Origin of the sequence: Nonomuraea sp. K271, assembly GCF_009908215.1 — a bacterium.
GTDB classification, from domain to species: Bacteria; Actinomycetota; Actinomycetes; order Streptosporangiales; family Streptosporangiaceae; genus Nonomuraea; species Nonomuraea longispora.
On sequence record NZ_JAAAHR010000050.1, the window covers coordinates 12,375 to 24,828 of the forward strand.

General features: G+C 70.5%; 14 protein-coding genes and 2 pseudogenes. 14 read left to right on the forward strand and 2 right to left on the reverse strand.

Features of this window, described 5'->3' with window-relative positions; genetic code table 11:
- Positions 1-418: 418 nt before the first annotated feature.
- From GUY59_RS19080 to GUY59_RS19130, 12 genes and pseudogenes are all read left to right on the forward strand, one after another.
- Complete coding sequence (locus GUY59_RS19080; RefSeq protein ID WP_138201291.1) at positions 419-1,195, forward strand: SDR family oxidoreductase; 777 nt, start codon at positions 419-421, stop codon at positions 1,193-1,195.
- Between the two features lie 2 nt (positions 1,196-1,197).
- Positions 1,198-1,563 (forward strand): DoxX family protein, encoded by a 366-nt coding sequence (locus GUY59_RS19085; RefSeq protein WP_252374954.1) that lies wholly within the window; start codon positions 1,198-1,200, stop codon positions 1,561-1,563.
- 407 nt (positions 1,564-1,970) lie between these two features.
- The gene (locus GUY59_RS47545; RefSeq protein ID WP_201761055.1) at positions 1,971-2,138 is read left to right on the forward strand and encodes a hypothetical protein; all 168 of its coding nucleotides are present in this window, start codon (positions 1,971-1,973) and stop codon (positions 2,136-2,138) included.
- Between the two features lie 108 nt (positions 2,139-2,246).
- Positions 2,247-3,587 (forward strand): hypothetical protein, encoded by a 1,341-nt coding sequence (locus GUY59_RS19095; RefSeq protein WP_138201293.1) that lies wholly within the window; start codon positions 2,247-2,249, stop codon positions 3,585-3,587.
- A complete protein-coding gene (locus GUY59_RS19100) occupies positions 3,584-3,976 on the forward strand; it encodes a FixH family protein (protein WP_138201294.1) in 393 nt (130 codons plus the stop codon). The genes GUY59_RS19095 and GUY59_RS19100 overlap by 4 nt, the downstream gene beginning before the upstream one ends.
- Before the next feature lie 87 nt (positions 3,977-4,063).
- Positions 4,064-5,083 (forward strand): hypothetical protein, encoded by a 1,020-nt coding sequence (locus GUY59_RS19105; protein ID WP_138201295.1) that lies wholly within the window; start codon positions 4,064-4,066, stop codon positions 5,081-5,083.
- On the forward strand, positions 5,080-5,661 hold the full coding sequence (locus GUY59_RS19110) for a hypothetical protein (RefSeq protein ID WP_138201296.1): 582 nt from the start codon (positions 5,080-5,082) through the stop codon (positions 5,659-5,661). Before GUY59_RS19105 ends, GUY59_RS19110 begins: the two co-directional genes overlap by 4 nt.
- Positions 5,658-6,752 carry a sensor histidine kinase gene (locus tag GUY59_RS19115; RefSeq protein WP_138201297.1) on the forward strand — a complete coding sequence of 365 codons (1,095 nt, stop codon included), beginning with the start codon at positions 5,658-5,660 and terminating at the stop codon, positions 6,750-6,752. The genes GUY59_RS19110 and GUY59_RS19115 overlap by 4 nt, the downstream gene beginning before the upstream one ends.
- Positions 6,749-7,420 (forward strand): response regulator, encoded by a 672-nt coding sequence (locus GUY59_RS19120; protein WP_138201298.1) that lies wholly within the window; start codon positions 6,749-6,751, stop codon positions 7,418-7,420. Before GUY59_RS19115 ends, GUY59_RS19120 begins: the two co-directional genes overlap by 4 nt.
- Before the next feature lie 196 nt (positions 7,421-7,616).
- Positions 7,617-7,832: pseudogene (locus GUY59_RS51395) on the forward strand (IS701 family transposase); the annotation flags it as partial.
- Positions 7,833-7,872: 40 nt separating this feature from the next.
- Positions 7,873-8,760 (forward strand): aminoglycoside phosphotransferase family protein, encoded by an 888-nt coding sequence (locus GUY59_RS19125; protein ID WP_138201299.1) that lies wholly within the window; start codon positions 7,873-7,875, stop codon positions 8,758-8,760.
- Between the two features lie 473 nt (positions 8,761-9,233).
- The gene (locus GUY59_RS19130; protein ID WP_138201300.1) at positions 9,234-9,620 is read left to right on the forward strand and encodes a hypothetical protein; all 387 of its coding nucleotides are present in this window, start codon (positions 9,234-9,236) and stop codon (positions 9,618-9,620) included.
- A gap of 82 nt (positions 9,621-9,702) precedes the next feature.
- On the opposite strand, the gene GUY59_RS19135 is transcribed toward GUY59_RS19130, so the two are convergent.
- Entirely contained in the window at positions 9,703-10,896 is a 1,194-nt protein-coding gene (locus GUY59_RS19135) for an MFS transporter (RefSeq protein ID WP_138201301.1), read from the reverse strand.
- Positions 10,897-11,046: 150 nt separating this feature from the next.
- Here GUY59_RS19135 and GUY59_RS51400 point away from each other — a divergent pair, with 150 nt between their 5' ends.
- Positions 11,047-11,448 carry a MarR family winged helix-turn-helix transcriptional regulator gene (locus GUY59_RS51400; protein ID WP_354533275.1) on the forward strand — a complete coding sequence of 134 codons (402 nt, stop codon included), beginning with the start codon at positions 11,047-11,049 and terminating at the stop codon, positions 11,446-11,448.
- 240 nt (positions 11,449-11,688) lie between these two features.
- On the opposite strand, the pseudogene GUY59_RS51405 reads toward GUY59_RS51400, so the two are convergent.
- Positions 11,689-12,222, reverse strand: a pseudogene (locus GUY59_RS51405) (tetratricopeptide repeat protein); the annotation flags it as partial.
- Between GUY59_RS51405 and GUY59_RS47555 the strand changes: the two are divergent.
- The gene (locus GUY59_RS47555) at positions 12,184-12,393 is read left to right on the forward strand and encodes an aldo/keto reductase (protein ID WP_442938993.1); all 210 of its coding nucleotides are present in this window, start codon (positions 12,184-12,186) and stop codon (positions 12,391-12,393) included. The pseudogene GUY59_RS51405 and the gene GUY59_RS47555 sit on opposite strands and share 39 nt — an antisense overlap.
- Positions 12,394-12,454: the final 61 nt, after the last annotated feature.

Sequence of the window (12,454 nt, forward strand, 5' to 3'; positions counted from 1 at the left end):
GATGCCCCGAGTCTTCCATGCGGCGTTGACCTTGTTCGCGGGGCCGTCCAGCGCCGCAGCGGAGCCGGTATAGCAAGACGAAGAGGCCGCCAGGGAGAATCGTCGCGGGCAACGTCCATGCCAGTGCGATGCGCAGCTTGTGTAGCCATCCATTGAGCGTCAGCCCGTCGAGCAGCAACGGAACTCCGAAGCCGGCCCACAGAATCCCCGCACGCCAGCCGCCTTCAGCCCCGACCCGGGCGAGTGTCGTGGTACCGGCGCCCACCGCGAGGATGCCGGCTACGCGCATGGCCGCGCCCGACCGGCGCCTCGAGCGTGACTCGCGTGCTGATCCATGCGGCCGAGTGCAGCACTTGACGGAACCGGGCGTTTCGGTAATTCTTTGTCGAAACCAATGGTTCCTACAGACGAGGATGACATGAATCTGCACTTGAGCGGCAAGCGGGCGCTCATCACCGGAGCATCGCGCGGCATCGGCACCGCGATCGCCGAGGTGCTCGCCGAAGAGGGCTGCGACCTCGACCTGGCCGCACGCAGCGGCCCCGAGCTGGAGAAGCTTGCCGCCCGGCTGGGCGCCGAGCACGGAGTGAACGTCGGCGTCCATGTCGTGGATCTGCGGCAGAGCGACGAACTCGACCGGTTCGCCGCCGCAGTGCCCGTACCGGACATTGTTATCAACAACGCCGGCGACATCCCCGGCGGACCGCTCGCCGCGGTGGACGAGCAGGCCTGGCGGCACGGCTGGGAGCTGAAGGTCTTCGGCTACATCAACCTCACCCGGCACCTGTACACCAGGATGAAGGCCCGCGGGAACGGCGTGATCGTCAACAACATCGGCGCCTCAGGCGAAGGCTACGACGCCAACTACATCGCGGGCAGCACCGGCAACGCCGCGCTGATGACATTCACCAAAGCACTGGGCGGACGCAGCCTCGCCGACGGCATCCGCGTCCTCGGCGTCAACCCCGGCCCCGTCGCCACCGAACGCATCCTCACGCTGATGAAGGCCCAGGCGCGCGCCCGGTTCGGCGACGAGGACCGCTACGGCGAGCTGACCGCGATGTTCCCGCTCGGCCGCGCCGCCTCACCGCGCGAGGTCGCCGACCTGATCGCCTTCCTGGCCTCCGAGCGTTCCGCCTACACCACCGGCGCGGTGTTCACCATCGACGGCGGCGTGTCGGCCGCAGGCCTGTGAATGTGCTCCTGTGGGCGATCCAGGGCACGCTAGCCGCCCTGTTCCTCGTCGCCGGGCTGCGCAAATCCCTCCAGTCCAAGGACTCCCTGGCCGCGAGCATGCCCGCGCTCGCCGGCTTCTCTCACACGACCATCCGCTTCATAGCCATCGCCGAACTGGCCGGAGCGTGGGGCCTCGTGCTGCCCGCCGCCACCGGCATCGCTCCGGTGCTCACCCCGCTGGCCGCCACTGGTCTGGCGGTGATCATGGCGCTGGCGGCTCTCGTCCACCAGCGGCGTCGTGAGTACAGGCCGAACATGCTCAACGTCGTCCTCTCCCTTGGCGCCGCCCTCGTCGCCGGAGCCCGCTTCGGGCCCTGCACCCTCTGAAGGGCGTCAGACCCCTGGTGAAGGCTCAGTTCCTGTGAAGAGTCACCGATGGCATGGATGTACCGCAGCCGCATCCGCGCTGTTCGCGACCATGACCCTGGCTGACCCGATGCAGGCGCCGCTGATGAGCATTTGCTGGAGTTCCTCCGCAGTGAGGCGGCGGCGCGAGATCCTGCCCAATCTCTGTAAGGCCTGGCGTGCCTGGCCCGGGTCGGTCGGTGTCGCGAAGGGCTAGGCCGAGGCGGAGACGAGATGGCTGAGGATATCTTTCTGACCCCCGAGTTTCCTGCCGGATTCCGGGTTCGGAGTCGCGGCTTTGGTTCGCTGGTGGAGGTCGGCAGCGAGAAGGGAGGCGTGGACGAGGGGGACTTGGTCCACGATGTCTCGTGTGTTATCGCGTGCGACGTGTGGCCTCCGGATGGCCGGTTCGCTTCATCTCGATCAGTTACCTGCATCGGGTGTTTCAGGAGGAGGGGCTGAGGGTGACCGCGTGGATCAAGGCGCAACGCCTGGAGCGGGTGCGTCACGATCTGGCCGATCCGGCGTTTGCTCCGATCAGCACTACCCGGCCGTGATCGACGCGTCGGCGGCGCAGGCGAGCGGGCAGGTAGTTCCCGGGAACTAGGCAGGTCAGTGCCCGCGCGTGATGTGCGGGGCGCGGACGGCTTCCTACGCTCTGGCTTGTGCTCAAACCTCTGATCACGACCCTCGTCGCGCTGGTGATTCTCGGCGCTTGGGCGGGGCCCGCGTGGGCGCACGGCCGAAGTGGCGAGGCCGATGTGCGCTTCGCCCAGACGATCGCCGGGATGGAGATCACTGTTGTGGTGCGCGCGAGCCTACAGGTGCCTGCTCCGCTGCAGGTGGACGTGGTTGCGCACGCGCCCGGCCGGGGCGGCCGGATCGATCTGGCGATCAGGCCGGTCGAGGGTGGTCGCTCCTCGTCGGGCATGGTCCGGGTGGAGGCAGGCAGCCCCGGGATGTACCCGGTGGTGCTCTCGGTGGATCGGGTGGGCCCGCACGAGCTGGAAGTTCGCGCTGGCGGGGAACGGTCGGTGCTGCCGTTCGCCGTGCTGGTGCCGCAGGCGCCGCTCTGGGAGGTGGTCGTGTACGCGGCCTTCGCCTGCGCGGCGGTGGCGCTGGTCAGCGCCCTGGTGAGCGCGGCACTGTCCAGGCGGCTGGCCGCCGCGGGGTTCGCAGGCGGGGTCGTGGTGGCGACGGTGGTGGCGTTCACCGCCGGGCTGCTCTCCCCGTGGTTCGCTCCAAGGGTGCCCGAGGGCGCGCCGCCCGCGTCGCGGAATGTGATGCTGGGGCGGCCGAACGCGCAACCGGTGATCGCAGTTCTGCCCGGCGAGCCCAGTCCGGGGTCGGAGTTCCGGTTGCGCGTGGAGTTGTTCGACGGCTCGACGGGCGGCCCGGTGGACGACCTGGTGGAGCACCATGCCGCGTTGTCGCACGTCGTGGTGACCAACCAGGACGGCTCGTACTTCCATCACGTGCATCCGATCCGCACGGCGCCGGGCACGTACGAGGTGCGGCTGCGTGCGCAGGAGCAAGGGCGGCACTGGGTGTATGCCGAGTTCGAGCGTGCCGATGCGGGCGGGCAGCTGGTCACGGGCGAGTTCACGGTGGGCGGCCCGAAGCAGGCATCAGACGGCGTTCCCACCGTAACAGGCGCGGCTTCGGGAGGAGTCCCGGTCACCGAGCCGGCGCAGCCGGAGGCCGGGCGGCCCGTACGTGTCACGCTCGACACCGGCGTCGCCAGCCTGCAGCCGTGGCTCGGCATGGCCGGGCACCTCGTGGTGCGCAGTCAGGACGGCGGCTTCCTCGGCCACGTGCACGAGGTCCGCTCGATGGTTCCCGGTTCGCAGCGCGTGCCGGACGAATCCGTCGCGGCCTATGCGCCCAAGCTGGAGTTCACCTTCAGCTTCCCCCGGCCGGGCCGATACCTGATGTGGATCCAGTACGCAAAGAACTACGAGATCGTCACGGTTCCGCACGTTGTCGAGGTAAGGGGCACGCCGTGACACGGCGCATCGCGTTCATCGCCCTTCCGTTCTTGCTGCTCGCGGCCGGGATCATCTGGATCCTGCGCGGCGGCGACGGGCCGGGCCCCATGGAGCTGCCGGGCAGGGGCGCACATTTCGCGGTCGTCGTCGCCCTCGAACCGAGCACCGGCCCGCTGGAGGCGAGGGTCGAGATCGAGCCCCCCGTCAAGGCGGAGGTATCGCTGTTCGGGGTGATGCCGCACATGGGCCACACGACTCCGGAGGTCCCCGCCCGGGACGACGGCACCGGGCGGTATGTGGCGCGCGGCGAGCTGTTCACCATGCCCGGCGCCTGGGAGATCCACATCCGCGTGCAGGGAGCCGCGGGTACCGAGGTCATCAAGGTCAACACATTGGTCGGAACGTAAGGAGATGCCCCCATGGCGGAACAACCGTCAACGGATCCACCGGCTCGTGAGGTGCCGCGCAGAGAGGTAGCCGGAGCATGGTTCCTGATGTCCGGCTACGCCACACTGCTGGCCGGCATGATCTGGGACGGTCAGTGGCACGGCGACGTCGGGCCCGACAACTTCTGGACTGCGCCTCACCTGCTGCTGTATGCCGGAACCGGCATCATCGGTCTGTCCTGCCTGTCCGTGGTGCTGCTGTCGACCTGGGCCCGAGGGCCGGCGACCGAGACCCCGTCGGTGATGGTGTTCCGCACGTTCCGCGCACCCTGGCCGTTCCTGGTGGGCGGGCTCGGCGCGGCGGCCAACCTGCTGTACGCGGGCTCCGACCTGTGGTGGCACGACCTGTACGGCTTCGACATCGCGGCCGGGACGACACCCTCGCACTTCGGGCTGGGTCTGTCGATCCAGGTGGAGATCTTCGCCATGGTGATGGCGTTTGCAGTGCTGCGGCGCACCAGGTCCGACAAGTGGGGCCTGGCGGTGGCGATCGCTCTGGCGACCCTCGGTTCGACGTCGGCGTTCGGCATGCTGTCCGAGCTGATCTTCAACTGGCTGCCGGGCGTGGCGCCGCGCGTGCTCGGACTCGGCGCGGCGGGCGCGCTCATGCTGAGCCTCATCGTCGGGCTCACCCGGCGCTGGCACTGGCCGGCCGCGGCCGGGCTGGCGTTCGTGGTCGTGCAGGGCGGGCTCGCGTTGTGCGTCCCGGCCGCCACCCGCTGGTACGCCGGGGCGATCGACCAGCCGATGCGCGATTACACCTCCGGCCTGCCACAGGTCCTGATCGGGGTTCCCGTCACGTTCCCGCTGATCGCGCTGCTGGCCGCCGCGGCGGTGACGTGGGCCGCACGACGTAACGTGAGCCCGCTGTGGATCACGCCGTCGATCGGTGCGCTGGCCGGCGTCAACACCGCGCTCTTCTACGGCGCCGTGGGGATGGAGATGAGCCTGCCCGCCACGCTGGTGGCGGTCGCCGCACTCGGGGCGGGCACAGGCTGGCTGGGCTGGCAGTGCGCGTCCCTGCTGCGCCACTTCGGCCTGCGCACGCCTGGGGCGGTGCCCGCATGAGACGCGTCATCGCCGCGGTGCTCGCGGCAGGGGCGGTGGTGCTCGCCGGCGCGGGCCCTGCCATGGCGGCGCCCCTGCAGGGTGAGATCGTCCACAGCGAGGTCGTGCGCATGAGCGACCATTCCGCGATCACCGTATCGTTCACTGAATGGCCGATCCACGCGCTGCAGTCGCTCGACTTCACCTTCGAGCCCACCGGCGGCATCGACGGGCGCGCCGGCTTGGTCACGATCGTCTCACCATCCGGCGACCGGCAGGGGCTCAAGGGCATCGTCCTGCAGCGGCGTGGCGACAGCATCGTGCTGCCACGGCACCCGAGAGCCCCCCAGGTGTGGGGGCTGGACGTCGTCTCGCTGCCGGAGGAGGGCACATGGCAGTTCGAGTTTGCCGTGGAAGGACCGGGCGGGATCTCGACAGGGGTGCTGCCGATCCGGACGATCGAGCAGCCGGGGCCGCCGCTCGCGCTGAGCTGGACGGTCGCGCTGACGCCCTGGGCGCCGGTGGCGCTGCTGGTGGCCATGGGCTGGCGCCGCACCCGGCGGCTGCGGCGCAGCGCCACACACACCTGGAGTGGATGAGCGATGGTGTGCTGGCCGTCCTTCCGCTGCTGGTCTGCTGGCTGATCGGCCGGGGCGAGGATGTCGTCGTGCTGGCGCTGGCCTGCGGGCAATCCCTCGCGCTGATGGGGTCGCGCCGCTACCCGCTGACCGCGCTGGGCATCGTCGTCGCGCTCGAGCTGGCGCTGGCGTTGATGACGATGCCGGTCCTGGTGGCTCCCCTGGTCGCCGCCTCCCGTCTGGGGGCGTGGGGCCGGGGGGACCGGCGCGTGATCGGTGTCGTCTCGGTGCTGGTTCTGCTGCTCGCCGGCCTACCGCTGACGCTGCTGGCCATCGGCGACCCGATCCGGGTGCTTGCGGTCTACTCGGCGCTCGCGCTGCTGTTCGTCGGGTTCTGGGCGGTGGGGCGGCTGGACGCGCGGCAGCGGGATCGCATCCGTGAGCTGCAGGAGCGCTCGCAGCAGCTCGAGGCCGAGCGGACGGATCTCGAGCGGCGGGCGGCCGAACGCGAGCGGGCGCTGCTGGCCAGGGAACTGCACGACATTCTCAATCACTCGGTGACCACGATGGTCCTCGACGCCGAGGCGGGGGCCGACACCCAGGACAGCATGGAGGAGACACTGCGCCGCGTGGCCCACACCGGGCGGGAATCGCTGGCCGAGCTGCGGCGGCTGCTCGGCGTGCTGCGAGAGGCGCCGCCCGGGCACAATCCGCTGGCGCCGCCCCCGAAACTGCAGCAGCTCGACGACCTGGTGGCCGCCTCACCGCCGGGCGGGCCGCGGGCGCTGCTGGAGCGCCGGGGAGCCGTACGCCAGGTGGACGCCAGCATCGAACTGGCGGCCTACCGCGTCGTGCAGGAAGCGCTGACGAACATCGCCAAGCACGCCGGCCCCGTCGACGCGCGGGTGCTGCTGACCTACGAGCCAGCACGCCTGACCATACGCGTCACCAACCCGGTGCGCGGCGGAACCAGAACCATCGGGAACGGGGCCGGCGTGGGACTCATCGGCATGAGGGAACGCGTCGAGCTGCTCGGCGGCTCAGTGAAGGTGACCAGCGGCTCCACCACGTTCGAGGTCCGCGCCACGCTGCCGCTGCGGAGCGCATCATGACCGGCATCCGGGTCCTGATCTGCGACGACGAGCAGCTCCTCCGGGAGGCGCTGGTACGCCTGGTCGGGGCGGCCGACGACCTGACCGTGGTGGGCGCCGTCGGAGACGGCGCTGCCGCGGTGGCCGCCGTGGCCGACCACCGGCCGGACGTAGTGCTGATGGACATCCGGCTACCCGGAATGAACGGAATCGAGGCAACCCGCCGCATCGTCGAGCACAACGCAGGCGGACCCACCCGGGTGCTGATCCTGACGACCTTCGACCTCGACAGCTACGTCTACGCCGGACTGCAGGCCGGGGCCAGCGGGTTCCTGCTCAAGGACGCGCCCGGGGAGCGGATCCGCGACGGCATCAGAATCGTCGCGGCCGGGCAGTCCGTACTGGCGCCGGAAGCCACCACGCGGATGATCGAGGCGCTGCAGCCCCTGCTGCCCACCAACGAGGACCGGGCGCTACTGGCGGCGGCCGACCGGCTCACCGAGCGCGAAAACCAGGTCTGCGAGCTCATCGCACAAGGCATGTCCAACAACGAAATCGCACACCAGCTCTTCATCAGCCACTACACCGTGAAAGTGCATGTCTCGAGCATCCTGACCAAGCTCGACCTGCCGGACCGGGTCCACGTGCTGATCTCGTGGTCCCGGCTACGCGGCCTGCGCCCGTCATGATCGCCGTACCTCCGCGGTTCGCCGAACACCATGTGGTGTTCGGCGAAGCGGTGTAGTTCGAGCGTCTCAAAATGGCCAGGGCATCGGCCCCTTCGCCACCGGGCATCTCCCCTGCCCACTTCGGTGAGCAGGGCGGGGTGAGTCAGGGTCTACGCTGTGGCTCGCGGCCACCGCACGATCTTTGGTTGTCTTCACAACGGCCGACCGGCACTGGCACCGCTACCGCGTCGGTCAGGGCGCCAAAGGCCCGCGCTGGTATGCCTGGGCCCGCATCGACGAAGGCGCCTCTGATCGCTATAGGTGGTTGCTGATCCGGCGCAACCTCACCACCGGCGAGCCGGCCTTCTACCGCTGCTACGCCCCCGACCGGCAGCCGCTGATGACCCTGGTCAAGATCGCCGGTACTCGCTGGGGCAGTGTCGCCGCGTGTGATCGTCCGGCAGAATGGCGGGATGCCTCGACCAGTCCCCGCCGACCTGCTGGACATCGCCGAGGCACTTGTCCCCGACGCTCCCCTTGGCACCGCACGCTCTGCCGAGCATGGGAATATGCACCACGTCGTCCTGTTCCCCGGCGTCGCCGCAGTGCGTATCAGCAAGCGCCCTGATAGCGCCGCCGAGTTGCCGCGCCGGGTCGAGATTCTCCGAGCGGTTGCGGCGGCCGGTCTGCCTTTCGCCGTGCCGGAGCCGCTGACCGCGGTGACCACGTTCGGGGAGCGCGCGGCCGTCGCGCTTTCGTGGATCGACGGCGAGTCGTTGCCGGAAGGCATCGGGCACCCGGCGGCGTTCGGCCTGCTCCTGGAGGCACTGCGCGAGGTCGAGATCTCACCGGAGCTCAGGGCTGTTCTCCACACGCCCCGCCGGTACGCCGATGATCTGGGATGGGCCGACATCCTGAGCGACGAGGTCGTTCCGCGCCTGCCGACGAAGTGGCGTGACGGAGTGCGGCAGCGGCTGGACCTGCTGCTGGCACTCCAGGAGGTCCCGGCCAGGCTCGTCCACGGCGACCTCGGCGCCGGCAATGTCCACTTCGGCGAGGACGGCAAGCTGGCCGGCGTCCTCGACTGGGACATGGCGATCCTGTCCGACCCCGCGATCGACGGGGCACTCGTCGCGACCTGGCACGGCTGGGACGTCCTGCGCGCGGCCACCGACGAGGAGACCTACCGACGGGCCTGGGCCTGGAACGACGCGGTCGGGGTCGGGCACCTCCACGCGGTCTTCGCCGGCAAACCCCTGTCGCACGTCGACGGCTTCGTCCGATCCGTCGTCGCTTGGTTGGAGGAGCGCGGCCCCGAGCCTACCGATCGGCCCGGACTCATGCCCGAGCACAGTGGCTGAGCTGCCGCGTTCTGTCCTTTCTGACCACCGCCCATTTCGACGACGTCGTCACCAGCAAACCCACGATCCCGGCTCCCGGGCGCAAACTGTGTCGGAGCTGGTGGCCGCCGCCTTCGGCGACCTCGACTTCAGAGGAGGGCTACGAGGCGTTCGAGGCCGCTGGCATTGGATGCACGCCCAGATGCCGACTGCAAAATAGTCTTTGCAAGTTTACCGTCAAGGCATGGCAGCGGGCTCAGCCACCACAGCGCCGCTCGTCCCGCTGTCGGTCCCCATGCTGCTGGCCGCGGGGGCCGCCGCCGTGCAGTTCGTCGTCACCCTCGTGGCCATGCCCGAGCCGCGGCGCCGCGCCTCGTTCGCTCACGTGCTGCGCGGCGGCCTGCGTGAACGTGCCATCACCAGGCTGCTGGGCTCGCCGCCCGGGTGGCGCGCGGCTCGCGACGCGAGCGATCACCGGCACCTGCGTCACCGCGGTGTCCCTGTCGGTCCTCGCCGCCTCCACCCGGCTCAGCGGCCCCCTGGCCATCGTGCTCGCCGGGCTCGGCTACGTCACTCTGTACCTCGGTTGCGGCATCAGCGAACTGCTCCGCGGCGAGATGCTGCACCAGCGTGCGACCTCGGCCGAGCGCACCACACTCCTGTCGGTCGACTCGCTGCTCCTCCAGGCCGGCGGCGCCGTGGCGGCGGCCGGCCTGGGCTGGGTCGCCCTACACCTGGGCCTGGCCACCGCCTGGTGGATCACCTCCGCCACGATCCTGGCCACGGTCCTGCTGTTCCCCCGCAGCGCACCCTCCCGCAGGGCCTGCGCCCCCACCGACACACCGCGGCCCGCACCGGAGCCGGTCGGCGCACAGGCTTAGCCCTCGTAAGCCGAAAAGCAGCGAGTCCAAGGCGTCGTCGCGGGACGCCGCCTTCGGCGTGCGTGGGAGCGCCCCTGGGGCTCTACCGCGGGGAAGGGTCGGGGGATGCCTTGGAGGGCTTCCCCAGGAGGAGGATCGCGGCGAGGTTCGCCGCGCAGACCAGGGCACCCCCGGTCAGGGCCAGCGCCGTCACCCCGGCGACCGCGGCCAGGGGTGCGGCCACCGCCAGTCCGAACGGCCGGGCCGCGTACGAGATGAGGTGGTCGAACGACCGCACCCGCCCGAGCGCGTACTCGGGCACCTCGTCGGCCACCACCGTCTCCCACAGCGGGCTGAGCAGGCCCAGCGCGAACATCGCGACGAAGTACGCGCTCGCCATCGCCCAGAGGGGCGCGCCCGCGGCGAGGGCCACCATGGGGAGGAGGTAGCACGCGGCCCCGGCCTGCACCACGGCCAGCGGGCGGCGGATGGGCAGCCGGGGGGCGGCGAACACGCCCAGCACCATGCCGACCGTGCCGCTCTGCACGATCAGGGCCCAGCTCGCCTCCCCGCCCAGCTCGCGGACGGCCATCACCGGCCCGATCGTCAGGAACACCCCGGCCACGAGATGCCACACGCCGTGCCCCAGCACGCAGGCCAGGAACCACGGTCGCGCCCTGATCTCCCGCCACCCCTCGGCCACGTCCCGGCCGAAGGAGGAGGCGGCCTCCTGCTCGCCGCGATCGGGTGCTCGGGTGCGGATCCCGCTCAGTGTCAGCGCCGAGCAGCCGAACACCACCGCTGTGAGCGCGGCCGCCCAGCCGGGACCGGCGGCCACCGTGATCGTTCCGGCCAGCGCGGGAGCGGTGACCGCGGAGAGGCTCGTCGCCACGCCGATGCGCGTGTTCATCCGTAACCTCTCCTCGGGCCGCACCGCCGCGACCACCATCCTGGGCACCGCCGGGCTGCCGAACGAGATGGCCGCTCCCGACACGGCCGACAACACCGCGAGGTCCAGGAGGCGATGCACGCCGAGCAGCAGTTCGAGGGCGATGAGGGCCTGCGCCAGGCAGCGTACGAGGTCGGAGAGCAACGCGACGAGTTCGGGCCGGATCCGGTCGGCCAGCACTCCTCCCACGGGCAGCAGGAGCAGGAGCGGGACCATCTCGCTGGCCAGGACGATGCCGAGCGCTCCGCCGTCGTCGGTGATCCGCAGGACCGCCAGGGTCAGCGTGGTGGGGATGAGAGCGGTGGCAAGCGCCGACAGGCATCGCCCGATCAGGAGCCGCTTGGTCATGAGCTCCGAAGCTATTTCGCTGGCGAAACATTCGTCAAGAGATTATTCGATCCGTATGATTTCCGCATGGAAGACTCCGTCGATCGTCATCTGGCCCGCTGGCGTGGCAGGGCGCCCTTCGACGAGCGGACCGAGGGGATCGTGACGCGGATGCAGGCCCTGGTGAAGCACCTGTCCCACACCAAGGAGGCGGCGCTGCGGGACGTGGGGCTGCAGGACTTCGAGTTCGAGACGCTGCACCGGCTGGCGGCGCGCGACGGCTGGGCGACACCGTCCGAGCTGGCCGACGACCTCCTGCTCTCCCCCGCTGGGATGACGGGCCGGCTCGACACGCTGGAGCGGGCCGGTCTCGTACGGAGAGTGCGCAGCGCGCGGGACCGCCGCCGGGTGGACGTCGAGCTGACAGCCAAGGGAAAGGAGCTGTGGAGGGCTGCGATGTCCATCCGCGCGGAGGTGGAGAACAACCTGGTGCACGCCCTCACGTCCGCCGACCAGGTGCGACTCGACGGCCTGCTCAAGCGGCTCCTGGTGTCGATGGAGTGCGGCCGCTGAAACCGGCGCGAGCCTCACTTTCCTGAGGATGACCTCGGGAGTGCGCGGACGGGCCGAGGTCTCGATGGCGGAGCGTTCGGCCGCGTCGATCAGGTCGAGCTCGTGCAGCAACTCGGCGGACCTCGACCAGCAGGCCCGCGCCTGAGCCTGCCGGCCGAGGTCGTCCAGGGCCGGGCCGAGCCCCCACCAGTGGATGGCCTCGGTGCAACTGCCCAGATCACCGGCCATCCGGTCGGCGTCGAGCGCCTGCCGGAAGTAGTCGACCGCCTCCTTGCTCCGGCCACCGCGCCGGTGTGCCTCGGCGAGATGGCCGAGGGCGATGGCGGTGCCGACCGAGTCGCCGATATCGCGGGTGATGGCCAGTGAGCCCTCGTAGGCGTCGATGGCCTCCTCCAGGCGGCTGGCCCGCCGGTAGGTGACCCAGAGGTTGACCGGCGTGACGCCGCCGCCGCCGGAGATCACCAGCGGGATCGGGCGCTCGCCGGCCACCTCCTTGGTCAGCTGCTCGACCAGTCCGGTACGCCCGGTGAACCGCGGCGGGTCGGCGGGCAGCTCGCACGGGCCGGGCGCCCGGCCGGGAAGGTTGAGATGGGGTTCGTGGCCGAGTATCGCGCGGTGCAGGGGCTCCAGCTCGGGGCCGGGAGCCAGGCCGAGCTCCTCGGCCAGCAGCCGCCTGCCCTCCTTGTAGAGGTTGAGCGCGTCGTTCTGGCGGCCGTCGCCGAAAACGTCGCGGACGTGCCGTTCTTCCCGCTCGGCGGCTTCAGCCCGCTCCACGCCACACCGATCTCCGTCGCGCTGGCGTGGCTGCTGCGGCGGTCGCCGGACATCCTGCTGATCCCGGGGACCTCATCGGTGAGGCATCTACGGGAGAACGTCGCCGGGGGCGGGCTCTCGCTCGGTGACGAGGACGTCGCCGAACTGGAGAAGATCGGCGGCCAGGCCTGAGGCAGGTGGCGGTGCGGGTGTGTCCCGCACCGCCACCCGGTGACCGCCGTGAAACTTTCAC